This is a genomic window from Gottschalkia purinilytica (assembly GCF_001190785.1).
In the GTDB taxonomy this organism is placed as follows: domain Bacteria; phylum Bacillota; class Clostridia; order Tissierellales; family Gottschalkiaceae; genus Gottschalkia_A; species Gottschalkia_A purinilytica.
In genome coordinates this window covers 103,751-130,702 of sequence record NZ_LGSS01000004.1, presented here as the reverse complement: position 1 = coordinate 130,702, position 26,952 = coordinate 103,751, and the positions used below count along the sequence as shown (strand labels likewise).

The window sequence follows — 26,952 nt, the reverse complement described above, 5'->3', positions numbered from 1 at the left end:
AGAAAATTGTGGAATTAAAGACTAAGAATCTAAAAAAATATCGAATATGTTAATTAATATCTTGATGATATTTATAAGATTATTAATTAATAATCTTGCGATATAAAATATAACTTATATAGGGGATATAATATGATACATATTAAGAATGTTACAAAGTCTTTCGGAGATATTAAGGTTCTTGACCGTGTTAGTTTGAATATAAGAAAGGGTACAATCTTCGGATTGGTTGGCAGAAGTGGTACAGGCAAGTCAACGCTACTCCGATGTATAAATGGTATTGAAACCTATGATACTGGTAGTGTAATTGTAGACGGAGTGGATGTTAAATCTCTAAAGAATAAAGAAGTAAGGGAATTTAGAAAAAATATAGGTATGATTTTTCAAAACTTTTCACTGTTGGAAAGGATGACAGTATATGAAAACATAGCTTTACCGCTTAAATGTTGGAAATATAAGAGATCATTTATAGACCACAGGGTAAAAGAATTGGCTGAAATTGTTGAATTAGGCGGTAAGCTAGATGCTAAACCAAAAGAGCTTTCTGGTGGACAAAAGCAAAGGGTTGCAATTGCACGTGCAATCGCGATGGATCCTAAGATATTACTTTGTGACGAAGCCACATCGGCACTAGATCCAAAAACAGCACAGTCTGTTACCACACTGTTAAATCAAATTAATAAGGATTTTGGTATTACAATTTTAGTTGTAACACATCAGATGTCTGTCTTACAAAGTTGTTGCGAGGAGATTGCAATATTGGAAGATGGAGCAATAGCAGAAGTTGGGAATATAGAGGACATATTTTTACAACAGCCAAATGCACTTATAAACCTAATTGGACAGAAAGATCTCCCACAATTAGACTCTGGAATCAACATGAAAGTTCTTTTGTCAAGTGAACATTCATCTAAGCCAATCATTACTCAGATGGCTCGAGAACTTGAGATTGATTTTAAAATACTTGGTGGTGATATGGAAAACTATCGAAACGATATTTTAGGATCTATTATTATTAACGTTCAAAGTAAAGACTTACCTAAAATAGCACAATACCTTAAAGATAAGACAGTTCAATGGAATTTAATAGAAGAAGGCAGGGAGATAGGAAAAGGAGTCGATGAATCTTGTTAGACAGTACATTCTGGATAAATTGGAGTAATTATTTTACGAAGATAATATACCCATCTATTGGAACAACCATAAAAATACTTTTCGCTTGCATGATATTAGGAGTCTTCTTTGGATTTCTTTTGGCAATTGCACTGGTTATGTATGGACCATTGGGACTTAGACCGCGGAAGAAGATATACGGTGTTTTAAACTTTATTGTTAATACAATTTGTTCCTTTCCGATGATCATATTGATTGTTGCACTTTCACCTATTACAAAGATGATTGTTGGAACAACAATAGGAGAAAAAGCTGCAATATTTCCGATTACTCTTGCAGCTACACCCTATATCGCACGGATAATTGAAAATATATTTATAGGTGTAAATCGACAGTTGATTGAAGCAGCACGCTCATTTGGAGCCTCTGATATGCAAATTATATTTCGAATTATGTTGAAAGAATCAGTACCCTCTCTGATTTCTAGTCTTACACTTAGTACTATTAGCTATTTGGGGACGACCACTTTGGCTGGTGCTGTTGGGGCAGGTGGACTTGGTGCTGTTGCACTAAATTATGGTTATCAAAGTTTTAATAATACAGTACTGTACACCTCTGTAATAATACTCTTTTTTATGGTGCTAATTATTCAAAGGATAGGAAGTGAATTATATAAAAAATCGTTAAAATAACAAAGGAGGCAATTATTATGTTTAAAAAAGTACTTTACGTAATTTTATTAGTAACAGTTTGCATTTTAGCTATAGCTTGTAAATCTACTACTCCATCATCTAATACTGATAAAGGAGATTCAACTCAAAAGACAGTTATTAAACTTGCAACTATTCCCAACATTGAACCGAGACTTCAATGGGCAAAGGAAATCCTTGCTGAAAAAGGTATCGAGGTTGAAATTGTTGTGTTCGATGGTAATAGTATGCCAGCTACTGCACTTAAAGATGGAGATGTAGACGGTATCCTTGTAAACCATAAGAAATGGATAGAGACCTTCAATAAGGAAAACAACAGCAACCTTGTGATGATCGAGCCATATTATTATTATTCTCCAATTAGAATGTATTCTAAAAAACATAAGACTGTTAATGATATCCCTAAGAATGCAACAATTGCTGTATCCAACGATCCTAGCAATCTTGATATTGCATTAAATATGCTTCAGAATGTTGGCTTGATTAAGCTAGGTGAGAAGACAGGAGAGTTTTATACTGAAGTTGATATTGTAGAGAATCCTAAAAATATAAAACTAATCATGGCTGAGACTATCAATGTAGCTCGAAGTTTAGATGATGCAGATGCTGTAATTTCTTTTATCTTCTATGTAAAGAAAGCAGGAGGCGTTGATGTTAATGAATATCTCTATGAGAATCCTACTGATAAGGATGAGTGTCCAGTAGGTCTTATTGTTCAAGATAAGGACAAGGAAGCAGAGTGGGCAAAATATCTTGCAGAACGCTTTATATCAGACGAATATTTAAAAAAATCCAAAGAGGAATATGCCGACTTATATAAATATTATAAATAATTAGCTTTTATAGAAGGAGCATGATTACTATGGGTACCGAAACATTGCAGACTACTGTTATAAAACTAAACTCAGTATTGGAGATAGAACGAAAAATAATTGGAGTGAAATTTCTGTTTGAAAAAGAGGATTTTGATAATGCAGATGCCAAACCACTTATCAATAAATCTCCGTATTGTGTCATGGTTAAGAGTGCGATGATAGGTGTTAGCATAAAAGCCAATTTGGAACAATTTGGTTGTAATGGGGCTATTAATGCATTAGGTATGGCTCCTCCCGATGAGCTTTCAAGATCAGGTCGTTCATCACTAAAACTAGGGCTTTATCAGGATATTGTTGTTGCAAAAAGTGCAAGAAATGATATAACTTTTTGCAACCATCTTGCTTATGGTGTAATGCTAAAACCACTTGAAAAATTTACCGAGGCTCCAGATATTGTAATTATTGTTACCAACTCATATAATGCAATGAGAATTATTCAAGGCTATTGCTACATCTATGGTACACAAAAAAACTTTAAGATAGGAGGTAATCAGGCAATTTGCTCTGAATGTACCGCATATCCATTTGAAAGTAATGATATAAATGTTTCTGTATTGTGTTCAGGTACAAGATTTTGGTGTGCATGGTCTAAGAATGATTTTGCCATTGGAATCCCCTACAATAAGTTTGCAGATATCGTTGAAGGTGTTTTACATACAGTCAATGCAACAGAGCCTCTTTCCGAAAAACTAAGAATAGGGAAAAATCTAAAGGATAACAATATAACAGACATTTACGTGGATTATGATAAATCATATTATTACAACTATGCAAAGAAATAAACAAAAGCCAGTCAGGACCATTATAATCCCGACTGGCTTTTGTCTATTTTACCTAAATAAATCATTTATACCACCTAATAAATCTTCAGCTTTATCGGTAGTAAACTTAGCTTTGTAATTCTTAATTTTTTTCAACTACTTCTTCAATTCTTTTTTCATATCCGTCAGAATGCTCTCTTTTCTTTTATTAGACCAAATATGAGTAATATTTGCATTAGAAAAAAAGATCGCCAGAGGTTATAAATATAGGGGTCACCACCTTATAAAGAATTAGTGAAGCTATGACATGATATACAGTTGCTTAAAGGATGATTATGAACACTTTGACTTTAGATAAACTTGTAATAAGCATTAAAAAGAGTTAAAATGAACGTGCAAAGATAAAAACACAGTTCTGGTTGGTAGTCCAGACTCAGCATCTTGTTGTCAGTAATCTACCTCCTAAGGCTGTCTGTCCATTTTTTGCTAAGATATTTTTAGGAGGAATTTGATATGGACAAAGTAACATGCAAGTTGAAAGTATTTTGGGGAGAACCATTTTGAGTTGGTTTGAATTGGGATAGCAAAAGAAAAAGGAAAAGTATAGAGGCAGGTAAATCAATAGGCTACATTTTGAAAAAGAATGTAGCTTATTTTGTGCAACAAATATTTGTACTTCTAGATCTTTTAAGTTTTTATATTAGAGTTATGTCAATATCTTATCTTAGACATAAAGAATTGAACAAGTTATGCAATTTTTTAGTTAAATATAGCCTATATAGAGTTAGTTTTAGACTATTAAGTATTTTTAAAACAATGGGATGCTATAAAAGATGAACTAGAGAAAACAAATATAGATTTGAAGAAAGTGGATAAAATTATTATAGATTTATCAGTCAAGGACATTATTATAATAGTAAAAATAAAAAGAATTAAAGAGTTAGAAAATGAAAATAAGTTAGTGTAAAGGTTTAAAGACTCTTATCAGTAGATATAAAAAGAAGGTGAATGTATGTGTACTAAAATTTTAGTAGTTGAAGATGAGAAAGCGATAGCTAATTTAATTGAATTATATCTAAAGAATGAAAATTTCATAGTGTTCAAATGTTATACAGGAGAAGAAGCAATAGAAGTTATAGAAAACGAAGATTTAGATATGGCTATTTTGGACATTATGCTTCCAGATATAGATGGATTTTCCATTTGTCAAAGAATACGAGATTCTTATAACTTTCCAATCATTATGTTGACTGCAAAAGATGAAGAAATAGATAAGATTACAGGATTAACATTAGGAGCAGATGATTATATTACAAAACCCTTTAGACCACTAGAGCTAGTGGCACGAGTGAAGGCACAATTAAGAAGATTTACAAAGTACAATCAATTAAACAAAGCTCAAAAAGAAAACCTAATTTCTATAAGAGGACTGGTAGTAGACAAAAATACTCATGAATGTTTTTTAAATGAAAAACCATTGTCTTTGACTCCTACAGAATTTTCAATTCTATGGGTTTTGTGTGAAAACAAAGGACAAGTCATAAGTTCTGACGAGTTATTCCAGAAAGTTTGGGGAGAGAAATACTTTAGTAATAGTAACAATACGATTATGGTTCACATTAGACATTTGAGAGAAAAAATGAATGATTCCGCTGAAAATCCGAAATATATCAAAACAGTATGGGGAGTTGGTTATAAGATTGAAAACTAATAAAACTAGAAAAAATGATTATTTAGCGTTCAAACGAAAAATATTTTCTAAGGTAGTAATACTTATCTTAGTAGGCAGCGGATTTCTAATGTTATTAAGTTCGCTATTACGAGGCCGTTTTGGTAATTGGATTGTAAGATTTTTGCGAAATACATTTTATTTATCTGAGTCAGATGCAGCTATTATTCACCACTATATATTCCGTAATAACATGGATAAAATTATGTTAGTTTCATGTGTTATTTTTTTCTTAATTATTTTTCAGTTTGTTATGTCCTGGGTTACAAGTTATCTTGATGAAATTGATAAGGGTATGGACGATTTAATGAAAGGTTCAGATAAAGAAATTGAACTATCTCCAGAAATGAGTTTCATGGAAACTAAGCTAAATATGTTCAAACATATTTTGGAGAAAAGAGAAAGAGATGCAAGACAGGCAGAACAAAGAAAGAATGACTTAGTTGTTTATCTGGCCCATGACATAAAAACTCCTCTTACATCAGTTATTGGATACTTGGACTTAATGTCAGAAGTACCAGATATGCCTATTGAACAAAGAGCAAAATATATTGATATTACTTTAGAAAAAGCAAATCGTCTTGAAAGACTTATTAATGAGTTTTTTGAAATTACCAGATATAATCTTCAAACTATTGTATTAGAGAAAAAAGACTTTAATCTATCTTATATGTTATTTCAAATGGCAGATGAATTTTATCCAATGCTTTCTGAAAAAAAACAAGAAGTTGTAGTAAATGCAGAAGATGATATTATGTTTCATGGTGATCCAGATAAACTAGCAAGAGTATTCAATAACGTATTTAAAAATGCAATTGCTTATGGTGATGAAAATAGCAAAATTATAATAGATGTTCATAGACAAGCTCATAATGCTATTATAACTTTTAAAAATTATGGGAAAGCTATTCCACCACAAAAGTTAGATAGCATATTTGAAAAATTTTATAGATTGGATGAATCTAGAGGAACAGAAACTGGTAATGCTGGATTAGGTCTTGCTATTGCCAAGGAAATTGTGATTTTACATGAAGGTGAAATTTATGCAGAAAGTAACGATAATCATACCATATTTCATATAAAAATACCTGGAGTAATAAATAATTAAGAACACTATTCCTTTATGATATGAAAACTCATAGAGGAATGGTGTTTTTTGTTTTCACTATATTTTAAAATATTGAAAATATTAAGCAATCCATAAGAAAATCTTAATAAGTCTATAAGTCATTGTTTACATAAAAAATGTTCAGTTTTATTAAAATTATGTTATAAGACAATATTGTTAATTTACGTTCGAGGAGGAATACTAAAATTACAGAATATAGACAAAGATATAAAAGAAAAAAGGGAAAGATACAATATGTTCTCTGGATACTATGTATATGTGCAGTATGTGCCACAGCCTTATTTTTGTCAAATCATCTAATAAGTAAAAATGATCCGAAAACAGAATCACATATAAAAAAAAGAGAAATAAGAATCCATGATAGGGTTAATCAGGTTGTAGCTAATGGTATATATAGTTCAAACGCCATTCTTATTTCTTTAGATGATAATGAGATATTACTAGATAAATCAAGTAATGAAAGGATTTACCCAGCATCCCTTACAAAAATTATGACAGCAATATTAGCAATTGAAAATCTACCAGATTTAAACGAAACGATTTATCTGTCAGATGATATGTTTAAGGACTTGTATTCAGAAGGAGCTTCTATGTCAGGTTTTTTACCTAATGAAAAGGTAAGAGCAATCGATTTGATTTATGGAGTATTATTACCTTCTGGGGCAGAAAGTTCTATAGGATTAGCAAATGCAATCGCAGGTTCAGAAAGAAACTATGTAAAGTTAATGAATAAAAAGGCTAAAAAATTAGGAATGAGGAATACTCATTTTACAAATTCCACAGGACTACATCATATAAATCATTATAGTACTGTAAGTGATATTGCAAGATTACTAGAATATGCATTACAAAATGATACTTTTCGAGAAATATATACCTCAAAGCGTCATACTACAAAGACAACGAATCTTCATCCTAATGGAATTACTTTTCAAAGTACGATGTTTAAACATATGGATATAGAAGATGTAAATGACGGTGTTATCAAAGGTGGAAAAACTGGTTATACGAAAGAAGCTAAATTATGCCTAGCCAGTTTAGCAAAAATAGATGGTAAGGAATACATTTTAGTAACTGCTAATGCAGACGGGAATCCTCAAACAAAGCAGTTCAATATTTTAGATGCATTTACTATCTATAATCAAATTTCTAAAGATAATGTCTATTAAAAATATCAAGTGTTTTATAAGAGATTCTTAAGAATTCAATATATAGATATATAAAGTTTTTTCTATTCTCCACCTTGATTACACTACAAACTAAATAATTATTGGTTATGATATATACTTGTAAATAAAAGTTATATTTTTTACTTACTTACTTTTTAAGCAATACAATTATCTGGTTTAAGATATGGAAATATTTTACAAAGATCTATTTTGAAGATAAAATTTAGATAGAAGCTTTAAATTTTAAAACAAATAAAGCTGAAGAAAAAATAGGAGGGATTTACATTAGTAGAAAAATAAAATGGCTACTTATTATTTTTATTGTTTTTATTATTGCTATAATTTTGTTTTTTAAATTATATACGAATAATAATAATGTTAAAGTACCTGAATCAGATAGAATAATCGAGATTAAGCTTTTAAATACAGTTAATTACGAAATTGTTGAAGAAAATATTATTAATGAATTCTCAGATATAAAAGAATATTTAAATATGTTAAAAAGCTCAACGAAAGTAGATGAAAAAAATATATCTACTTATTCTCATGATTATCCCGATAGAGAGAAACTTGTAGTAGGCCATTTTAAGTTATCTGAAGATGGAGGTTATACGACTCATTATATTTATAAAGAGGGTGATAATTTTTATTTTGAGCAACCATATTATGGAGTTTTTAAACTAAATTTAAATGATTTATATAAATATGATATGATTATAAAATTTTTAAATTAAAAGACTCTGATTATATAATCAGAGTCTTTTAATTTATATTTTTTTATACAATATTTCTATAAACTATAATTGGTGCTATACAGCTATTTATAAAAGGAAAAATGAATAGAAAAAATTATAGTTTTATTTAGGTAGGTATTCTACATATCTCAACGTGGTATTAAGTAAAACACTTATAGATTATATATTAAGGAGAAGTATAAGTATAAACTTACTGTATTCTGATGAAAGAATAAATAATTAAAGATTATTTATATTAATTGCATCAGCATTGTTCAACAGATATACTACCTGTTGAGCAATGTTTTTTGAAAAATTTTAGTATTATGTCACAAAATAATATCTAATTACGTTATAAAAGTGAAAATCGATTTTTAAATTAATGAGAGGAGAGGTGGGATGGAAGCTAGTAATCTAGATTATAGCTTTACTACAGGTGGGGAGTACGAGTTACAGTGCGCTATAGAGTTGTATGGACAATCACTTCTAAGATATTGTCATAATATACTTTGCGATTATTTTGAAGCTCAGGATGTTGTACAAATGACATTTATTAAAGCTTATGACAAAAGAAAAACTTTTAAAAAAGGAACATCACTATCTGCATGGCTATATCGTATTGCTTATACTACTTGTATTGATTATTTAAGGAAGAAAAAAATATTCTTTTTCTTTCCACGATCTAATATGGATTCAGAAAATATGAAGTTTGAAGCAAATACTGATGCAACCTTTATAAATGATGATTTAAAAACAGCACTTTTGACTCTATCTCCAAAGGAACGAGCATTGATATTTAGCCGAGTTATTGATGAAAAAAGTTATACAGAGTTAGAAGCCATCTATAATGTTTCTGCTGTGACATTACGTAAACGTTATGAACGAGCGAAAACAAAGCTGGCAAACATATTACGAGAAACTAATTCTTATTATGAACGATTGGAGGAAATAAAATGAATTATGACTCTGATGAAATAATTATAAAAAATGCTCTTAATACCATTCAGACTCCTAAATGTGATATTAGTTTAGAAATAGAAAAGAAAATAAAAAAACAAAAATCTACTAAGGGCTTTAAAAGAGCTGTTTCTATTGGATTAACAGCTTGTTTGTGTCTAATGCTATCTGTTGGTGTAATGGCTGCAACTATACCAAGTTTTAGAAATCTCGTGTTTACTATTAGCCCAGATATAGAATTAATGTTTCAACCTATAGAAGTTAGTAGCGAAGATAATGGAATTAAAATGGAAGTAGTAGCAGCTATGAATGATGATGAAATGGCAGTTATTTATTTGACTATGCAAGATTTGACAGGGAACAGAATTGATAAGACTCTTGATATTCATGATTACTCATTAACAGGAGCCCGTACGTTTAATTGTCAGATCGTACATTATGATGAAAAAACAAAAACAGCAACATTGCGTATGGAAGCTAACGGCGGAGAAAAGCTAAACGATAAAAAAGTAAGTTTTCGTATTGGATCGTTCCTTAGTGATAAGATAACATTTGATGCAGTTGAGACAGATATAAATTTTTCGGATATAGAAATAAAAAGTGATTCTCAAACAGTACCTCTTGATATGGATAATATTCCTGGTGGAGGTGGGGAGCTATTAGAAGAGCTTCGATCACAGAAAATAATAAAAATTTTAAAGACAGATGAAATGAATATAGCTTTGCCCGAAATAGATTTTGTGCATATTTCTAATATTGGTTATGTTAATGGCCGTCTTCATATCCAAACTAAATGGACTGGAAATAGTATTGATGATCATGGATACCTATATTTGTTTGACAATTCAGGAAATAAAATTGATGCTAAAGAAGCTAGTATTAATTTCAGAACAAATGAATTAGGTAATACCAAATATGGTAGTGATTATATTGAATACATTTTTGATGTAGGAAATATAGATCTTAATAAGGTAAAACTTAAGGGAGATTTTGTATCCAATGGCAACTATATAACAGGAGATTGGAAAACTACATTTAAAATTAAATCAGTTAATAAAGAAAAGCAAACTAAATGTAACATCAAGTTTGACAAGTGGACTGCAAATAGTATTTCTATATCACCAATGGGGATAACATTATCTGGTAATGGTGAATATAAAGGTTCACAAGATATAAATATTGAAGCTAATATGACTGATGGTAGTGTCCAAACATTTGAATCAGTAAGAAGTTATAGTAAAAATGGAGAAGTTAAACTTAAATATACATCTTCTTTACCGATAGATGTTTCAAAGGTTAAATCAGTTAAAGTTAATGGAACTGTTATAAAATTCAATTAATTTTTATTCCTATTATAAATACAATATATAGTTAGAATTAGTTCATATTTTTTGTGAAATTATAAATCAGAAAAACTCTACGACTTCCTTACTTTCAGGAGGTCGTATTTTTGTATTTTCTTTTAGGATTTAAAGCAGGATAATGAGATTAACTGAAGTATAATACAAATATAACCCTCCATCAGGAGAATAATAACTATTCTTAGAGCTATATATATTATTGATAAAAAACATATATAAATATAACTATACTCAAATAAGCTTTAAGTGATTTAAAGGGAAGAGTGGTTCAGATATGAAGATTAAAAATAAAAAGACATGGATAAGTGTAATTTTTTTAATATCAATAGAGCAGATAATTAAAATAATTATTAATAGCAATTATTTAGATAAAAATATTCCAATATTGCCACCATTATTATACTTCAAACCTATATTTAATAGAGATTACTCATGGTTTAATTCTATGCTACAATTAGGTATAGGTAGGTGGATACACATTTTAATAGCTGCTGTTATGAGTTTATTAATATATTTATTTTATAGTTATTTAAATAATCGAATAGGAATTAATAGAGTTATTAATATCATGTTTGCATTTGTTTTTTCTGGTGCACTATGTTCTTTAATTGATAAAGTTTTTTGGAATGGCAGTTTAGATTATATACAGTTGAAAGGATTTTTTACATTTGACTTGAAAGATTTATATATAAATGTTTTTATTGGTATGCTAATATTGTTAGCGCTTATGAAGAATAAAACATTAGAGGAAATTGATGATAGAAATATTATAAAGGATTTTGCAAAATATATTCTACGAAAACCATAAGTTAAGACTACAATATTAAAAAAAGATGAGTAGAATTTTTAGTATTGTAATTAAAATGAGCTGAGTTTAAAATTAAAAATATTTGAAATTCAACATAGCAATATTATAAAAAAATAGTAGCATTAATATTTACTAATATTAATGCTGTTTTTAATTTAGAGTCTTGTTGTTAAGTATAGATAAGTTTAATACAGAATTGTTTGTGAACTTGATAAGGTTTAGAGAAAAGGGTTAATATATTTGAGAAAACTTATATATTATATTAATTATGGAGGATTAAACTAATGAGTACATTAACAGTTTTAGAAATAAAATTTGATTTTGATGGAGCTACAAATGCTATTTTTCCAGTTATATTAAGTGATGAAGAAGAAATGATTTTAATTGATTGTGGCTATCCTAACTTTTTATCTTTAATAAAAACAGCCGCCGAAGCAAATGGACTTGATATTAATAAGTTAACAAAAATAATTATAACTCACCATGATTTTGACCATATGGGATCTTTAGCAGAATTTAAAAAAGCGTATCCACATATTAAAGTTCTTTCATCAATTGATGATGAGAAGTATATTAGTGGTAAGGAAAAGTCTTTAAGATTACAGCAAGCAGAGAATATGTATGATAAGCTACCAGAAGAGCAAAAGGAAAATGCAAAGAATTTTCAAAAGTTACTTGAATCAATAGAAAATGTTGAGGTTGATGTATGCTTAAGGGACAAGGACACATTTTCTTGGTGTGGGGGTGTAGAAATAATTACTACTCCAGGACATATGCCAGGACATATCTCAATTTATATAAAAGATAGCAAAACATTAATTTCAGGAGATGCACTGGTAATAGAGAATGATGAATTAGTTATTGCAAATCTACAGTATACTTTAGATATTATTGAGGCAAAAAATTCTATAAAGAAGTTATTAAACTATGAAATAGATAGAATCATATGCTATCACGGTGGCATATATACTAAGAATATTAAAGAGTCATTACAAAAATTAATTTAAACAATTTTATTACTTAAATGAAAGCAGTTAGTCATTGTATTGATTTAGAAATATACTTAATTTGAAAAAGACAATATATTAAAATTATACTAAGAAGATTAAGCTTATAATAGAAAAGGATGTATACGTTTTAGTATTGAAAAACTATATTTTTAGAGTTTTTAACTGGAGATATCGCTCAAAGAATATGAAATGTGTAATAAAGCTATAAAAAGGAAAAATAGGTTGGCATTTTTATACTAATATAGAAAGCTATGAGTTTAAAAGATAAACTCATAGCTTTTTAGGTTAATAATATATGTTCTTAAATTAATTTATTTTAAAATGTTCATTAGGTTATCTCTAATTACTTTTGTAAAGTTATAAGCATTGTTTTTCATGAAGTACCCCATTACTTAAGTCAAATCTAAGCTGTGCTTTTTCAGCCCAGAGAGTATTATGTGTTACTAGAACTACACTTTTACCATTATCTACAACTTCAGATAAAAGATTTATAACTTCATTTGCCCAATATTCATCTAAATCATTGGTAGGTTCATCAGCTAGTATTAATAAAGGATCTTTTATAAGTGCGCAAGCTACCATAGCACGTCTACGCTGTCCTCCACTTAATTCATTAGGTAGAAAATTTTTTCTTTCCCAAAGACCTAGACGAGTTAAAAGTTCTTTTACTTTACCATAATCTTTTTTCTTATTAACCATTGACTGAACAAAGATTAAGTTTTCTTCAATAGTTAGAGCCTGTATCAAGTTACTATCTTGAAATATAAACCCTATCTTATTTCTACGTATATCAGTAAGTTCTTTATCAGTCATGGTATTTATATTTTTACCATCTATAAAGACATTTCCAGAAGATATATTTAAAAGTCCACCTATTATATATAAAAGTGTGCTTTTTCCTATTCCAGAAGGTCCCTCAATACACAGAAAATTTCCTGAATTTATAGAAAGAGAAACTTGTTTTATAGGTGTAACATTTTCATCGGCTTCATATGATTTTTTAACATTCTCTAAACGACAAACTTCCATTATCCTATATCTCCTTTCGAAATAGCCTCTTGAGGTGCTAGACTAGAGTTTTTCCATGCAGGATAGATAGATGCTAAAAGTCCTAATATAAGAGAAGCTACTAAACCTATTATAATATTTACTATTGATACAGATAATGACCATTGACCTTGAGGTACTACAACAGCTTCCTCTAATATAGATAAAGCCGGATTTACAAGAATAACTCCTAGTATACTTCCTATAAGCCCACTTATACCAGCTATAATCCAAGCTTCAGAAATCACTAATTTGAATATATCTTTCTTGTGAATGCCCATAGCCCTTAAAAATCCTATCTCTTTTTTCCTCTCTTTTGCAAGTGAATTAAATCTTCCTATAAGAGCTAGAGACGAAATTAACAATAAAGCTAACCATAGAAATAATATTATCTTAGAAATAGAAGTCATTTGTTCTTTTATCATAGTTATAGAGCTTGATGTAGATGTAGCTTTAACACCTGGATTAGAGTTATTTATTTTATTTACTATGTCCTCTATATCTGCTCCTTCCGAAGCTTTTATCAGTATAGATGAAACCAGATTTTCTGGTGTACTTCCATTCCATAAATTATTAGAGAAGTTTTTCTTAGCCAATAATCTAGCTTTATCTATATTCATAAATATAGTATCATCCATACCACTTCCAGTATTATATAGAGTCCCTACTACTTTAAAAGGATGTGATAAAATGGAAATTTTATTACCCAATATTACTTGGATATCACTACCTATAATAACTTCACTATCTGAAAGTGAATTAACACTGTATTTTTCAAACCATGGCTTTAATATAAAGTCAGAATCTTGATTTATGCCTACAAGACGCAACGTCTTATAGTAACTACAGCACTCATCTGAATCTATAGTAGATGTAAAAAACTGTGATGTAGTTTTTTCTATTCCTTTTATATTTTTAAGTCCAGATTCTATGTTTTTTGACATATATATAGCTTTTGGTGTACCTGTAAAAAGTGTTTCTAATGAGTTTGAATCTTCTTCATTTGGAAGAACTATGATATCTGCACCTAATCTTTCAGTCGTAAGATTTAATCCATTTTGTACTATAGAAAAAATAGAAAAAACTAATACAAATGTAAGGATAGTTAAAGCTGTTATGATTCCTGTAAGTAAAGACCGATTTTTTCTTCTTATTACGTTAAGATAAGCTAATTTTAAAATACTCATCTAATTCAAAACGCTCCTTTATAAAATTTTAGATGATAAAATTATAGCATACAAAACTTGGATTAACAGGAAAAATGTAGAGGTATATCTATTTATAGAAAAATAATATTAAATGTGTAACATATATATGAAACTACTATTTGAAGTGTAAAAAAATTTAATATATTATAAAATTTGGGATTTGAAAATAAATATTCAAGAAGGAGTTTTTATATGCAAAAAAAATTTTCCAAAATTCTTAGTGGAATTTTAGTGTTAGTTGGATTTATTATTATAGGTTCAATACTTATATGGTCACCGGTTTGTAAAAATATGATGGAGTTAGCCAGTGGCAATATGAGTCATATGAGATGTTATTATACAGGACAAGCATCTATATTATTATCTATAGTACTTATAGTTGCTGGAATAGAGTCTTTTCTTACGAATTCAAGAAAACCTTGGACGTTTATAACGATAGGAATTATGTTTTTAGTTGTTACATTTGGGTCAAAACTTGGAATTGGAGTATGTATGAAAGAAACTATGAGATGTAACATTACTGCTACTTGGATTCGCATAGGTGGTATAGTAACTATGATATGTGGACTAATATCCTTATTTAAAGAGGAAGAGAAAGAAATAATTAAAATAAATATAGCTAGCTAAGTATAATTGCTTCAGAGAAAAACGTATCCTTTAACTGAAATATTACATAAATTTATATTTAATAAAAAATAGGAGGGATTATGTGAAAAAAGTACGCTTTATATATGAAACACTTTTACCATTTATATCTTCAGTATTTGCACTTATTCTTCATGCGTTTATACCTAGGCACGAAGATATTATGACTAAAGATTTTAACTATTTTAAGTGGGCTTTGCTGGTGTTATCTATAGTTTTTCTTGTATTAGCAGTATTATCAGTTTTTAATGAAAAACTCAGAATTAAGTATGGATATAAGTCGTGGTTTGTAGCTGGGATGATCTTATTACTAAATATATATAACTTAATAACTGAAAAATTTATGTTACTACCATCAGTTTATTTTCCATTTCCAGACAAGATACTAGATGTATTCTATAGTTCTTGGCCATTTTTATTAAAATGCTTAGGATACTCTTTAAAGCTTCTAGTTACAGGGGTTATAGGAGGAGCTATAGTTGGAGTATTAACAGGTATAGCAATAGGTTGGAATAGGAAAGCTAGTTATTGGATAAATCCACTTATAAAATTGGTAGGACCTATACCGGCTACTGTATGGATTCCTATAGCGTTAGTTACTTTTTCTACTTCCTTTAAGGCAAGTGCATTCATAATAGGTATTAGTGTTTGGTTCCCAACAGCTGTACTTACTAGCTCAGGAATTCAGAACATAGAAAATGCGTATTTTGAGGTTGCAAGTACATTAGGATCAAGTTCTATATATAAAATAAAAAAGATAGCTATACCTGGAGCTTTGCCATCAATGTTTATAGGATTTTTCAACGGAATAACATCAGCATTTTTAACTCTTATGACTGCTGAAATGATAGGAGTTAAGTTTGGAATAGGATGGTATATAAATTGGCAACGTGAAACTATGTCATATGCGAATGTATATGCGGGACTTATAGTTATTGCTATTAGTTGTTCTTTAGTAGTAACGCTACTATTTAGAGTTAGAGATAAACTTCTTACATGGCAGAAAGGAGTTATCAAATGGTAGGGAAAATAGAGATAAAAAATATAGGTAAGGTTTTTAGAGGACCATCTGGAGAAGATGTAGTTGCACTTGATAACTTAAGTTTAGAGGTAGAAGCTAGTGAATTTATATCTCTTGTAGGGCCTTCAGGGTGCGGGAAATCTACTTTACTAAGACTTATAACTGGCTTGGATAAGCCTACAAGTGGAACTATAACATTAGATGGTGTTGAGATAAAAGATGCTGGGTATGAAAGAGGACTAGTTTTTCAGAATCCTAAGCTTTTTCCCTGGTACAACGTCTATGATAATGTGGCTTTTGGACTAAGAGCTAGAAAGGTATATGATGAGAGAAAAGATGAAGTTGATGAATTTATAAATTTAGTTGGATTAAAAGGTTTTGAAAACGTATACCCTCATCATTTATCTGGTGGTATGGCTCAGAGGGCTTCACTTGCTAGGGCACTTATAAATCACCCAAAGGTACTGTTGCTAGACGAACCTTTAGGAGCTTTAGATGCTCTAACTAGGGTCAATATGCAAGATGAGCTTATAAAGATATGGAAAGAAAGAAAGGCTACTATGATAATGGTAACTCATGATGTAGAAGAGGCTATATATATGAGTAATAAGATTGTAGTGATGACGCCTAGACCGGCAAAAATACACAAAATAGTAGATATAAAACTGCCTTATCCAAGAGTCAGAGACTGTAAAGAGTTCTTAGAGTTGAGAAGTGAAATACTTAATATAATTAATGGATTTTAAAATAAGGGGTGTTCAAAAATGGGGAAAATGAAACTGATAAAGAGATGTCTGATACTAGGGTTACTTGCTATAAGTTTATCTGCTTGTAGCAATAAAGAAGTTGAAAAAACTGGTACCAAAAACGTCGTTAAAGATGATGAGTATGTAGTTAAAATGAGTTACAATTCAGGATTATGCCAAGCTCCTTTTCAAATGGCATTAGAACTTGGCTATTTTGAAAAAGAGGGACTTAAATATGAACTTATAAAATCTGAAGGATATTCTAGTGACTTGATAGCTTCCGGGAAAGCAGATACTTTTACAAGTATGTTGCCATCAGTAATACAGCAGATAGATAATGGTGTAGATGTAAATATGACAGTAGGAGTTCATACAGGATGTCTCAAAGTTGTTGCTAAAGCTGATTCAGGTATAAATAAGATAGAAGACTTAAAAGGAAAAAAAGTAGGAGTACCAGGTCTAGCTACTCCACCAGCTATAATAACTTATAGAGCTTTGGCAGCAAAAGGAATAGGTACTACACCAGAAAATATGCAAGTTGAGTTTCTAGTATTTACTCCATCTGAGCTACAACTTGCTTTAGAAGAAGGTAGGGTAGATGCTATAGCTGCAAGTGATCCTATTGGAGCTATTGTAGCTAAAAATGGAGCAGGAAAGGTAATATTAGATACTACAGTAGATGAAGAGTACAAGAATGAATTTTGTTGTGTTTCTTTGCTTAGACCGGATTTTGTAAAAGAACATCCAAAACTTGCAGAAAAATATACTAAAGCACTTATGAAAGGGGCTAAATATGTAGAAGAGCATCCAGAAGAAGTAGCAAAGTTTCAGATAGATAATAAGTTAGTTTCTAATGATGACTTAGAGATGAATATTGCTCTTTTAAAATCCTACAACTTTATATCTTCTATTGATGGTGGAAAAGAAGCGCTAAAGAGAAACTTTAAAGATTTACAAGGTTTAAAACTGATAAGTCAAGATTTGGATATAGATAAGATAGTAAATAAAGTGTATGTTGAGTTTAAAGGATTAAAATAGAGGGGGGATCTAGGTTGAAAAAGTTAAAAAAACTTGGAATATTTTGTTTGGTAGTATCAGTATCGGTTGCTATGCTAGTTGGTTGTTCGAAAAGTAAGGATAAATTGAAAGAGACATCCAAATTAGATGATGATTATGTTATGCAAATATCTTATGGTACAGGATTGTGTGCTGCACCACTTCAAATGGCGGTAGAAAAAGGATTTTTAAAAGAAGAAGGAATAAAATATGAGCTATTGAAATCGGATAAATCAAGTGTGGATCTTATGATGTCAGGTAAATCAGATACATTTTTAGAAATGTTACCAGCTATGATACAGCAGATAGATAATGGTTTAGACGCTAGGATAGCTATGGGGGTTCATACAGGATGTCTTAAATTACTTACTAAACCTGATTCTCCAATAAACGGTGTTAAAGATTTAAAAGGGAAGAAAATAGGTGTTCCGGGACTAGCTAGTTCACAAACTATAATAGCACAAAGAGCACTACTAGCAGCTGGAATAGGTGTTTCACCTGAAAATATGGAAGTAGAGTTTGTAGTATATAATCAACCAGAGTTGCCTCTTGCACTAAAGAATGGACAAGTAGATGCTATAGGGATGAGTGATCCATCAGCTAGTTTAGTTGTAAATAGTGGAGATGCAAAGATAATACTAGATAATGGAGTAGATAAAGAATATAAAAATGAGTATTGTTGTGTTTTAGTTTTAAGACCTGATTTCGTTAAAGAGCATCCAGAAATAGCTAAAAAATATGTTAGAGCTATGAAAAAAGCAGGAGAATATGTACAAAATAATCCAGAAGAAGTAGCACAAATTCAAATAGACAAAAAATTAGTAGCTTTGGGAGATCCAACATTTAATTCGGGAATTTTAAAGACATATAATTTTGTTCCATCAGTTGTTAAGGGAAAAGAATCTTTAATAAAAAATTTCAATGACCTTCAAAAAATAAAATTTATAAGTCAAGATTTGGACGTAGATAAAGTAGTTGATAAAATATATGTAGAATTTGATGGAATAGATGATTAAGTTTAAAACAATAAAAATATGAGTTATTTTAACATAAAGAATAACTTAACCCAGAGGAAAGACATTGAGAAATAATAAAATAAATTATTAGTTATACTAAAAGGCACAATTATTTTTCTGATATAATTAGTAGAAGAGTAATTGTGCCTTTAAATCTAAAATAATTATGAGAAATTAACTGATATTAATGATAAATACTTCTGTTAAACTCAAAATGAAGTAGAGGATCTTTTTATAATTGATATTAATATTATTCATAATATATTGATAACTTAAGAATATAGCTTTAAATATATGTTTTGATATTAAAAAAACAATAGAAAGAGAGTAAAAAATGAATATAAAAATAAGAAAAGAAACTGAAAAAGATTATAGTATTACAGAAGATGTTATTGAAAAAGCATTTAGAGAAATGGAATTTACTGACCATATGGAGCAATATCTTGTAGCAAGATTAAGAAAAACTGAGAACTTTATTCCTGAGCTGTCTTTGATAGCAGAAGTAGAAGGAAAAGTAGTGGGACATATATTATTGAGCAGAATAACAATAAATAATGGTGAGAAAGCTTTTGAATCTTTAGCATTAGCACCTGTTTCTGTTTTGCCAGAGTACCAAAATAAAGGAATAGGGAGTGCTCTAATTAGCGAAAGTATAAAGATAGCTAAAAAGATGAAATTTAAATCCATCATTGTTCTTGGACATGAAAAGTATTATCCTAAATTTGGATTTAGACCGGCAAGTTATTGGAACATAACTTCACCTTTCGAAGTACCGGAAAAATCATTTATGGCATTAGAATTAGAAGATGGCGGTTTAGATGGAGTAAGTGGAGAAGTTACTTATCCAAAGGCATTTTTTGAATAAATTTTGAGATAAATAGAGAGTATTTTAATAGAATTATTTTTACAAAAAAGTATTAAAGAATGCTTTTTATTAATATAACTATGACATCCTTTGCTTAATTTTATAAACTTTATGATGAAATTTGTGTTAAAGCTTTTATGTTTAAAAGATTTTGACTTGTATTTATCAATAAAAAATAAATTTTGTAAAGTACGGTTATAGAAAATCTCTGTGGGTTATTTACTTACAGGGATTTTTTTATTATATAATTCATAGATATAGGAAAAAATATGATAATTATTTTTAAATAAATAGTTAATTAATAATACATTTGTTTTATGATAACGTAGGTTAGAAGTAAATCTTTAGTATTATGTTTATATAGATATATACAAATTATAATATAGCTTATTAGGTTCAGTTAACAATTTGCGTTTTGTCCTGTATTTGCGCTGAAGTACGTTTCTCAGTATTAATTCTCACCCAGTATCTTTGCACGGGTGAAATACTCATATCCTGCTGTTCTGAAAGATATATTTACCTTTCTTTATTTCTATCTAGCAGCTTCCATCTGATTTAGGAAATCATCAAAATTTGTGGATGAAAGAATGATTTTATCAATGGTGTTTTTGAACTTTGCTTTCAAACTGACGCCGTTCTTAGTAGCGAGGAAACCTTTGAAAAGACACAGGAAGTCTTGAAACGAAGAAATAAAAAACGTGACAGCCGTGATGATGGAAAAAGAGAAAAATACAGCAGAAAATATGCTTTTACCTGTATGTTAGAATGTGGTTCTTGTTTTTTAATAAGGTAAATATTCAAAGGTGGCAGATTGTGTAGAAATCTTCCACCTTTATTTTATGTCTTATTTGTTATAGATTTCTTGAATCACCTCTGGTAATTCTTCATATTTCACCTCCTGCCAGTAAGTAACGCCACGGAAGGTAGCTACATACAGTTCCAGATAAGCACCTTCACGCAACTGTTTGCTTGCAGTAAAATTAAGCTTTTTCTCATTACCTTTCTCATCATATGAATTGAGGGTGTATTCGTATCTTTTTTCATCGTTTAGTTTCACATTTTCACTTTCTATCATCGTATAATAAATTGTTTTTCCAGTAGGGTCTTCTGGGGTTAGCATCCTCGGATTAAAAAAGAAAATTGAAAATGCAGCAAGTATTACTAAAAGTAAACTAAATACTGTAGTTATTTTTTTCATAGAAAGTTCCTCCTTTTGCATTTAAGTTGTTACATCAGATTTTTTTAACTTATGAATTGCAAATGATGAAAATAGAATTGTAAATAGAATATTTATCACGAGAAATAGTATATTTTCATCACCTGCTAATCCTTTCTGACTTAGTACGCCCATCCCGATTGTCAAAAGAGAGTAGGGGAAAAACATTCCTAGTTTCGCTACGTACATTCCTAAACCCATAAACACAGCACAAAGACTAAGTCCAATAGGAGTTGCAAAGCTACGAATACGTATAGATAGTCCAAGTTGTATAGTACTGATAGTTACGGAAGCCAACCAGCCTCTAAGTATCCACCCAAGGATTTTTATAGGAAATTGTGATGATAGTCCAAAAAATTTTCCTGCAAAAAAATACATAAGTAGAAAGAAAACTTGCACAATGAAAATTAGTATACTAACAACAATGAGTTTAGCAATAAAAATGCTTCCAGTGGATATAGGAGCTGTCATTATGGTGTTCCAGTTCTGGTTCATATGTTCCAATCTGCATATATAAGCACAGCAAATGGCAATGAGTATGGGCAAGAAAAATTCACCATAGAATAGGGTTACCTGCGTCCAAAGACTGTACCACTCATTTTGCAATACACCTTGATTGAAATAATAATTAGCACAACCAATCAATATACTTAGAATGGGAAGCATAATGAGTATAAGCCATATACGAGAATGGTGTAGTTTCAGCCATTCAGCAGAAATACTTCTTTTCAGCATATAAATTCCTCCTTTACATTTCCTGTCTGGAAACCTGAAGGTTTCCAGCAATATAAAAGATTATTCCCGTTAGGAAAACTACAGTCAACGTACCTAGCCTCAGATGTTGAGTAATATATTTAGCTGAATTATTTATATAGTGATATGTCACAGGACATAGCTTTGTATAGTAAGACCAAATGAAGATACGGCTTATCACTGTAGGAAAAAGGTCTGCTGTCATACCAATGAAGCCACCGAGCATTCCTAAACATAGAGCAAAGGCTTGATTTTTAACTGACAGTGATACCCATTGTTGCAATGCAAGTATAGTCATATTGGTAAACATTGTCCCCACTATGAATTGCAAAAGCCAAGATAAAGGCACTGGACTAGAAAAACTGTTTGTAATGCCAAAGATTGTTATAGCAATGACTTGTAAAACGACGGCATATAACATCAATATACAAGCACACACATATTTGGCAGCATAAATATCTTTTAGTTTTACAGATGCTGGTATTAAAAGCTTCCAAGTGCTACCTTTATGTTCCATATCACAGATACGGGAAACCACAATAGCTGAAATGATAGGAAAAAACAGCCCATTCATAGAGGCTAGAGTTACAAGAAGTGCCTCCCATCCTGTACTGTCGGGATGACGAGCTATGGACATGCCAACGGATATAAAAGTCCATAAAATTTCTGCGCCTAGAAATAGGGTAATCATCACAAATATCCACTTACGACGAAGTTTGAAAAATTCTAAAGATAAAACTTTCATCAAAGGTTTCCCTCCTTTCCTGTAAGTTCAAGGAATATATCCTCTAAACTCTTTTTATGCTCCTCAATACGGATGACATCGATACCCGCATTCACAAGTGTCTTGTTTGCCTGTGCTACTTGTGCATCCTTTAGATTTTCTAAAATTAGGGAATCATTATTTTTTACAGGCATATATCCCCTGCTTAGTAGCAACCTTTCTGCTACTTTATCATTTTGCGTTTTTATAGAAATACAGGCTTTACTTTTTGCTTGCAATAAGTCCATACTACCTTGAAATAGAAGATTTCCATTGCTTATAATACCAACCGAGGTAGCAATCTGTTCAATTTCGGAGAGCAGGTGGCTGGAGAGCAAAACGGTAATACCATAACGCTTAGGTAATGACTTGATAAGCTCACGGATTTCTCCAATACCGGCAGGGTCAAGTCCATTGGTAGGTTCATCCAGTATCAAAAGCTTTGGAAAAGCAATCAGTGCCATGGCAATTCCAAGACGTTGCTTCATGCCTAGTGAATAGTGATTAACTTCTCTATTTTTCTGATTTTCCAGATGAACGATTTCCAAAGCTTCTTGCACCTTTTTGTCTGGTACATCACGTAGGCGCTGCATAACACGCATATTTTCCAAACCTGTTAGATGTCCATAATACGAAGGTGACTCAATAAGTGACCCGGTTTGGCTCAAAATGGACTGACGATTTTTATGAAAATCCTTTCCAAAAATCATAATTTCACCCTCTGTTGGCTTGACCAACCCTAAGAGCATCTTAAGTGTAGTGGATTTTCCTGCTCCATTAGGACCAAGAAAACTGTATATATCCCCTTCGTGAACCATCAAATTTATACTGTTCACCCTACAAATGTCATCATAGTGTTTCGACAGCTTATGGGTTGCTACAACTGTATTCATCTTATTTTCAACTCCAATCTAAATTTTTATTTTGAAAACCATCATAACATCGGTACCTTTATTGAAGCTAACGAAAACCTTACAGCAACCTTAAATCTAAAGCAAAAGTTAAGAATTAATAAAAATCTTATAAATGTAAAGTATAATAAAGATGGGTGATTTGATATGGAAAATATAAAAAACAAAAAAATACTTATCGTGGATGATGAGCTTGAAATTAGAAATATGATAGATAGTTTTTTACGCAAAGAAGGATTTTATCGAATATATTCTGCTGCAAATTGTGGAGAGGCTTTGAAGATTTGTCGTTCAGATAAACCTGATGTTGCAATCTTAGATGTTATGCTACCTGATGGCGACGGATTTGAGTTGCTTTCTTCTATACGACAATTTTCACAGATACCGGTGCTTTTTCTATCAGCAAAGAATGAGGATGAAGATCGTTTATTGGGACTTGGATTAGGTGCAGATGATTATATTGCCAAGCCTTTTTTACCTCGAGAGCTTCTTCTTCGGATGACTGCTATACTCAAACGTGTTTATATTACTTCAATGCCAGAACGTTTGCCAATTTTTATGTTGAAAGGATGTATTGTTGATTTGGAAGGCGCTATAGTATATAGAGATAAAAAACAACAGATATTGACTGCAAAGGAGCACGGGCTTCTTTTGAAGTTGTATGAAAATCAAGGACGTATTGTGACTAGTGATGCTCTGTGTCAAGCAGTTTGGGGTGATGACTTATATAGTTATGAAAATACTCTTATGGTGCATATCAGACGCATTCGAGAGAAGATAGAAACAGATCCCTCAAAACCAGAAAGTCTTATTACTGTCAGAGGACTGGGTTACAAGCTGATAATAAAGGAGGAGTAAGAAAGTGGAAGGTGTTATTCGGATTTTAAGACGATTTCTAGGTGCGACAATTATAATATCTGTTTTTATTCTGGTTTTGAATTATATTCTACTTGGTTCATTTATTTTTAATGGAATGAACGAAAAATACTCTTCTAAAGCTGTACTCGAAAATGTAGCAACAAATCTTAAATTAAAGGATACAAGGTACTATCTGAGTGAGTCTGCTGAAAAGCTGTTAGCTCAAAATAACGCATGGGCAATGCTTCTAGACAATAATGGACAGGTAGTCTGGAATTACCGATTACCTAAAGAAATTCCTCTTACTTATACCATAAACGATGTAGCAAAGTTTTCACGAAATTATTTAATGGACTACCCTGTTTTTGTTTGGGAGCATGACGATGGTCTTGTAGTTGTTGGCTATCCAAAGAACAGCTATGGTAAATATCAGTTTTATTTTCCTGTTAGTTGGATAAGCTCTTTACCAATACGGTTAGTTGCTTTATTAATAGGCAATATTGCATTGGCTTTACTTTTATCAATTTTAATAGGTACACGGCTTATTAAATCTATAAAATCTCTTGTAGACGGAATTCATGCTCTTGCCAAGGAGGAGAATGTATACGTTAAATCAAAGTACATTTTCGGTGACCTTGCAAAAAGCATCAACCATACTTCCAATATACTGCAAGAAAAAAATGCTACACTCAAGGAACGGGATGAAGCACGTTCTAACTGGATTGCAGGTATATCTCATGACAGCCGGACTCCGCTTTCTATGGTGCTTGGTTATGCAAGTCAGTTGGAGGAAAGTATGGTTATACCTGTGGAGCAACGGAAGCAAGCTGGTATTATTCGACAGCAGGCAGAAAAGCTTCGATCCCTTGTTAATGACTTAAACCTTGTATCTATGCTAGAATATGAAATGCAACCATTAAACTTAAAAATCATACGTCTGTCTGTTCTTGTACGACAGATTGCTTCAGAGTTTATTAACAATGGGCTGGATGAAAGATTTACAATTATCTTAGATGTTTCCAATGAAGATGTAAAGGTAAAGGCTGATGAAAAACTATTGCTTCGTGCTATTACTAACTTGGTGCAAAATAGCATTACACATAATCCAAATGGATGTGAAATTCTCCTAAAAACATGTATTTCGTCAGATTGTCAGATATGCTACTTAATTGTATCTGATAATGGAAAAGGAATACCGCAGGATAAACTTTTAGATTTGATAGAGCTTCCATATTCATCAAAAAGAAGACATACTGTTGCTAATGGACATGGGCTGGGATTGCCAATGGTTTCAAGAATCATACAAGCTCATAAAGGACAACTTGTATTAGAAAGCAATTATAACCAAGGAATGAAGGCAATTATTAAACTTCCGAGTATAAGATAATTTTTAAAATACAACTAAATGTAAACAACAAATTATAAGAGGAAGAGAAGAAACAAAGACTGGAATTTTAGTCATACGTAATTACTACATTAATAAAAAAATGAATAGATTAAAAAGTACTTAATTAAAAAGACCTACAAATAGCTACTCTTGTAGGTCTTTTATAATTATCCATTATCAAAAGTATTTAAAAAGTTCTTCGCAGCAGATGAAAGATAACCATTTTTCATCCATATTGCAGCTATTTGAGTAGATAAAGATTTATTATTAATTTCTTTATATAATAAATCTGATGAACCTATAAGTTTAAGTGCTGATTTTGGAACAATAGCTATACCAAGACCAGCATTTGCCCACAATAAGGTGGTTCGTGCATCATCATTTTTACAAAAAACTTTAGGTTCAAACCCTGAATTATGACATTCATCAAATATTAATTTCTCAAATCGTCTATATATTATTAAAGGCTTATCCATTAGGGCTTTTATATCAATAATTTTATTATTATCCCAATTTAAGCTTTCCACCATCGCTGCAACCATTGGTTCTGAAGGTAAGTAAATATGACTTATATCTGCAGTATTAAAGGGTGTACGAACAATTGCAATTTCAATTATACCTCTATTCAGTATTTCTAATAATTCATAGGTATTTCCCTCATATATTTCAAAGTTTATAAATGGATATTTATTATGAAATATATTTAATTTATCAGTTAGTAGTGCAGCACCAGAAGATGATACTGTTCCTATAGATAAAGTACCTTGAATCCCTTTCTTAAAATCTTTTAGTTCATCTATAGTTGTTTCTGTTAAATTTAATATTTGTTTTGCACGATTATACAGCATAAGTCCTGCATCTGTTAACTTAATATTACGACTTCCTCTTTCAACAAGCTTTACTCCTAATTCATTTTCAAGATTTTTTAATTGGTAACTTAAAGGAGGTTGTGCAATATTAAGTCTTTTTGCAGCACTAGTTATTTGCCCTTCTTCTGCAATTGTATAAAAATATTTTAATTGCTTAATGTCCATAATATCCACTTCCCATATAAAAATTGTATATAATCGATACATATTATGTATTTTTAATATACATTTATGC

At 30.7% G+C, this 26,952-nt stretch carries 27 protein-coding genes; 20 read left to right on the top strand and 7 right to left on the bottom strand.

What is annotated here, in order from left to right; all coding sequences use genetic code 11:
* Positions 1-132: 132 nt before the first annotated feature.
* The 12 genes from CLPU_RS05470 (at position 133) to CLPU_RS05410 (ending at position 12,353) form a co-directional block, all read left to right on the top strand.
* Positions 133-1,134, top strand: a complete 1,002-nt coding sequence (locus tag CLPU_RS05470) for a methionine ABC transporter ATP-binding protein (protein WP_050354646.1) — start codon at positions 133-135, stop codon at positions 1,132-1,134.
* On the top strand, positions 1,128-1,805 hold the full coding sequence (locus tag CLPU_RS05465) for a methionine ABC transporter permease (protein WP_097677538.1): 678 nt from the start codon (positions 1,128-1,130) through the stop codon (positions 1,803-1,805). The genes CLPU_RS05470 and CLPU_RS05465 overlap by 7 nt, the downstream gene beginning before the upstream one ends.
* Positions 1,806-1,822: 17 nt before the next feature.
* Entirely contained in the window at positions 1,823-2,656 is an 834-nt protein-coding gene (locus CLPU_RS05460) for a MetQ/NlpA family ABC transporter substrate-binding protein (RefSeq protein ID WP_050354645.1), read from the top strand.
* Between the two features lie 29 nt (positions 2,657-2,685).
* A complete protein-coding gene (locus CLPU_RS05455; protein ID WP_050354644.1) occupies positions 2,686-3,480 on the top strand; it encodes a DUF169 domain-containing protein in 795 nt (264 codons plus the stop codon).
* A 991-nt stretch (positions 3,481-4,471) separates the two neighbouring features.
* Positions 4,472-5,170, top strand: coding sequence for a VanR-ABDEGLN family response regulator transcription factor (gene vanR / locus CLPU_RS05445; protein WP_050354642.1), 699 nt, complete (start codon positions 4,472-4,474; stop codon positions 5,168-5,170).
* Entirely contained in the window at positions 5,148-6,296 is a 1,149-nt protein-coding gene (locus CLPU_RS05440) for a sensor histidine kinase (protein ID WP_200898499.1), read from the top strand. The genes vanR and CLPU_RS05440 overlap by 23 nt, the downstream gene beginning before the upstream one ends.
* A gap of 305 nt (positions 6,297-6,601) precedes the next feature.
* Positions 6,602-7,486, top strand: a complete 885-nt coding sequence (locus CLPU_RS05435; RefSeq protein ID WP_235436112.1) for a D-alanyl-D-alanine carboxypeptidase family protein — start codon at positions 6,602-6,604, stop codon at positions 7,484-7,486.
* Between the two features lie 344 nt (positions 7,487-7,830).
* Positions 7,831-8,220, top strand: coding sequence for a DUF5301 domain-containing protein (locus CLPU_RS05430; RefSeq protein WP_050354639.1), 390 nt, complete (start codon positions 7,831-7,833; stop codon positions 8,218-8,220).
* A 399-nt stretch (positions 8,221-8,619) separates the two neighbouring features.
* Positions 8,620-9,177, top strand: a complete 558-nt coding sequence (locus CLPU_RS05425) for an RNA polymerase sigma factor (RefSeq protein WP_050354638.1) — start codon at positions 8,620-8,622, stop codon at positions 9,175-9,177.
* Positions 9,174-10,517 carry a DUF4179 domain-containing protein gene (locus CLPU_RS05420; RefSeq protein WP_050354637.1) on the top strand — a complete coding sequence of 448 codons (1,344 nt, stop codon included), beginning with the start codon at positions 9,174-9,176 and terminating at the stop codon, positions 10,515-10,517. Before CLPU_RS05425 ends, CLPU_RS05420 begins: the two co-directional genes overlap by 4 nt.
* Positions 10,518-10,812: 295 nt before the next feature.
* A complete protein-coding gene (locus CLPU_RS05415) occupies positions 10,813-11,346 on the top strand; it encodes a signal peptidase II (RefSeq protein ID WP_050354636.1) in 534 nt (177 codons plus the stop codon).
* Positions 11,347-11,630: 284 nt separating this feature from the next.
* On the top strand, positions 11,631-12,353 hold the full coding sequence (locus CLPU_RS05410; RefSeq protein ID WP_050354635.1) for an MBL fold metallo-hydrolase: 723 nt from the start codon (positions 11,631-11,633) through the stop codon (positions 12,351-12,353).
* Positions 12,354-12,713: 360 nt separating this feature from the next.
* Here CLPU_RS05410 and CLPU_RS05405 read toward each other — a convergent pair whose 3' ends face one another.
* Entirely contained in the window at positions 12,714-13,385 is a 672-nt protein-coding gene (locus CLPU_RS05405) for an ABC transporter ATP-binding protein (protein ID WP_050354634.1), read from the bottom strand.
* Positions 13,385-14,590 (bottom strand): ABC transporter permease, encoded by a 1,206-nt coding sequence (locus tag CLPU_RS05400; RefSeq protein ID WP_050354633.1) that lies wholly within the window; start codon positions 14,588-14,590, stop codon positions 13,385-13,387. Before CLPU_RS05400 ends, CLPU_RS05405 begins: the two co-directional genes overlap by 1 nt.
* Positions 14,591-14,803: 213 nt before the next feature.
* Between CLPU_RS05400 and CLPU_RS05395 the strand changes: the two genes are divergently transcribed.
* The 6 genes from CLPU_RS05395 (at position 14,804) to CLPU_RS05370 (ending at position 19,960) form a co-directional block, all read left to right on the top strand.
* Positions 14,804-15,238, top strand: a complete 435-nt coding sequence (locus CLPU_RS05395; protein WP_050354632.1) for a DUF4418 family protein — start codon at positions 14,804-14,806, stop codon at positions 15,236-15,238.
* Positions 15,239-15,320: 82 nt separating this feature from the next.
* On the top strand, positions 15,321-16,280 hold the full coding sequence (locus CLPU_RS05390; RefSeq protein WP_200898498.1) for an ABC transporter permease: 960 nt from the start codon (positions 15,321-15,323) through the stop codon (positions 16,278-16,280).
* Positions 16,274-17,023: an ABC transporter ATP-binding protein gene (locus CLPU_RS05385; RefSeq protein ID WP_082154089.1), complete on the top strand. Its 750-nt coding sequence runs from the start codon at positions 16,274-16,276 to the stop codon at positions 17,021-17,023. Before CLPU_RS05390 ends, CLPU_RS05385 begins: the two co-directional genes overlap by 7 nt.
* Positions 17,024-17,041: 18 nt before the next feature.
* Positions 17,042-18,061, top strand: coding sequence for an ABC transporter substrate-binding protein (locus CLPU_RS05380; protein WP_050354630.1), 1,020 nt, complete (start codon positions 17,042-17,044; stop codon positions 18,059-18,061).
* 14 nt (positions 18,062-18,075) lie between these two features.
* Entirely contained in the window at positions 18,076-19,095 is a 1,020-nt protein-coding gene (locus CLPU_RS05375) for an ABC transporter substrate-binding protein (protein ID WP_050354629.1), read from the top strand.
* 334 nt (positions 19,096-19,429) lie between these two features.
* Entirely contained in the window at positions 19,430-19,960 is a 531-nt protein-coding gene (locus CLPU_RS05370) for a GNAT family N-acetyltransferase (RefSeq protein WP_050354628.1), read from the top strand.
* Between the two features lie 844 nt (positions 19,961-20,804).
* Here the strand turns inward: CLPU_RS05370 and CLPU_RS05365 are convergent.
* The 4 genes from CLPU_RS05365 to CLPU_RS05350 are packed head-to-tail and all read right to left on the bottom strand — an operon-like array spanning position 20,805 to position 23,585.
* Positions 20,805-21,158 carry a YxeA family protein gene (locus CLPU_RS05365; protein ID WP_050354627.1) on the bottom strand — a complete coding sequence of 118 codons (354 nt, stop codon included), beginning with the start codon at positions 21,156-21,158 and terminating at the stop codon, positions 20,805-20,807.
* A gap of 21 nt (positions 21,159-21,179) precedes the next feature.
* Complete coding sequence (locus CLPU_RS05360) at positions 21,180-21,911, bottom strand: ABC transporter permease (RefSeq protein WP_200898497.1); 732 nt, start codon at positions 21,909-21,911, stop codon at positions 21,180-21,182.
* Between the two features lie 13 nt (positions 21,912-21,924).
* Positions 21,925-22,674, bottom strand: a complete 750-nt coding sequence (locus CLPU_RS05355; RefSeq protein WP_050354626.1) for an ABC transporter permease — start codon at positions 22,672-22,674, stop codon at positions 21,925-21,927.
* The gene (locus CLPU_RS05350) at positions 22,674-23,585 is read right to left on the bottom strand and encodes an ABC transporter ATP-binding protein (RefSeq protein ID WP_050354625.1); all 912 of its coding nucleotides are present in this window, start codon (positions 23,583-23,585) and stop codon (positions 22,674-22,676) included. The genes CLPU_RS05355 and CLPU_RS05350 overlap by 1 nt, the downstream gene beginning before the upstream one ends.
* A gap of 165 nt (positions 23,586-23,750) precedes the next feature.
* Between CLPU_RS05350 and CLPU_RS05345 the strand changes: the two genes are divergently transcribed.
* Together CLPU_RS05345 and CLPU_RS05340 are read left to right on the top strand one after the other, a co-directional pair.
* The gene (locus CLPU_RS05345) at positions 23,751-24,461 is read left to right on the top strand and encodes a response regulator transcription factor (protein WP_050354624.1); all 711 of its coding nucleotides are present in this window, start codon (positions 23,751-23,753) and stop codon (positions 24,459-24,461) included.
* Positions 24,462-24,465: 4 nt separating this feature from the next.
* The gene (locus tag CLPU_RS05340) at positions 24,466-25,848 is read left to right on the top strand and encodes a sensor histidine kinase (protein WP_050354623.1); all 1,383 of its coding nucleotides are present in this window, start codon (positions 24,466-24,468) and stop codon (positions 25,846-25,848) included.
* A 167-nt stretch (positions 25,849-26,015) separates the two neighbouring features.
* Here the strand turns inward: CLPU_RS05340 and CLPU_RS05335 are convergent, their stop codons facing one another.
* Positions 26,016-26,882, bottom strand: a complete 867-nt coding sequence (locus CLPU_RS05335) for a LysR family transcriptional regulator (RefSeq protein WP_050354622.1) — start codon at positions 26,880-26,882, stop codon at positions 26,016-26,018.
* Positions 26,883-26,952 lie beyond the last annotated feature (70 nt).

Excerpts from the sequence above, each read along its gene's own strand:
- CLPU_RS05380 (WP_050354630.1), top strand. The coding sequence starts at position 17,042 with ATGGGGAAAATGAAACTGATAAAGAGATGTCTGATACTAGGGTTACTT.
- CLPU_RS05425 (WP_050354638.1), top strand. The coding sequence starts at position 8,620 with ATGGAAGCTAGTAATCTAGATTATAGCTTTACTACAGGTGGGGAGTAC.
- CLPU_RS05335 (WP_050354622.1), bottom strand. The coding sequence starts at position 26,882 with ATGGACATTAAGCAATTAAAATATTTTTATACAATTGCAGAAGAAGGG.
- CLPU_RS05410 (WP_050354635.1), top strand. The coding sequence starts at position 11,631 with ATGAGTACATTAACAGTTTTAGAAATAAAATTTGATTTTGATGGAGCT.
- CLPU_RS05395 (WP_050354632.1), top strand. The coding sequence starts at position 14,804 with ATGCAAAAAAAATTTTCCAAAATTCTTAGTGGAATTTTAGTGTTAGTT.
- CLPU_RS05370 (WP_050354628.1), top strand. The coding sequence starts at position 19,430 with ATGAATATAAAAATAAGAAAAGAAACTGAAAAAGATTATAGTATTACA.
- CLPU_RS05365 (WP_050354627.1), bottom strand. The coding sequence starts at position 21,158 with ATGAAAAAAATAACTACAGTATTTAGTTTACTTTTAGTAATACTTGCT.
- CLPU_RS05405 (WP_050354634.1), bottom strand. The coding sequence starts at position 13,385 with ATGGAAGTTTGTCGTTTAGAGAATGTTAAAAAATCATATGAAGCCGAT.
- vanR (WP_050354642.1), top strand. The coding sequence starts at position 4,472 with ATGTGTACTAAAATTTTAGTAGTTGAAGATGAGAAAGCGATAGCTAAT.
- CLPU_RS05385 (WP_082154089.1), top strand. The coding sequence starts at position 16,274 with ATGGTAGGGAAAATAGAGATAAAAAATATAGGTAAGGTTTTTAGAGGA.
- CLPU_RS05415 (WP_050354636.1), top strand. The coding sequence starts at position 10,813 with ATGAAGATTAAAAATAAAAAGACATGGATAAGTGTAATTTTTTTAATA.
- CLPU_RS05350 (WP_050354625.1), bottom strand. The coding sequence starts at position 23,585 with ATGAATACAGTTGTAGCAACCCATAAGCTGTCGAAACACTATGATGAC.
- CLPU_RS05360 (WP_200898497.1), bottom strand. The coding sequence starts at position 21,911 with ATGCTGAAAAGAAGTATTTCTGCTGAATGGCTGAAACTACACCATTCT.
- CLPU_RS05470 (WP_050354646.1), top strand. The coding sequence starts at position 133 with ATGATACATATTAAGAATGTTACAAAGTCTTTCGGAGATATTAAGGTT.
- CLPU_RS05455 (WP_050354644.1), top strand. The coding sequence starts at position 2,686 with ATGGGTACCGAAACATTGCAGACTACTGTTATAAAACTAAACTCAGTA.
- CLPU_RS05460 (WP_050354645.1), top strand. The coding sequence starts at position 1,823 with ATGTTTAAAAAAGTACTTTACGTAATTTTATTAGTAACAGTTTGCATT.
- CLPU_RS05355 (WP_050354626.1), bottom strand. The coding sequence starts at position 22,674 with ATGAAAGTTTTATCTTTAGAATTTTTCAAACTTCGTCGTAAGTGGATA.
- CLPU_RS05400 (WP_050354633.1), bottom strand. The coding sequence starts at position 14,590 with ATGAGTATTTTAAAATTAGCTTATCTTAACGTAATAAGAAGAAAAAAT.
- CLPU_RS05420 (WP_050354637.1), top strand. The coding sequence starts at position 9,174 with ATGAATTATGACTCTGATGAAATAATTATAAAAAATGCTCTTAATACC.
- CLPU_RS05345 (WP_050354624.1), top strand. The coding sequence starts at position 23,751 with ATGGAAAATATAAAAAACAAAAAAATACTTATCGTGGATGATGAGCTT.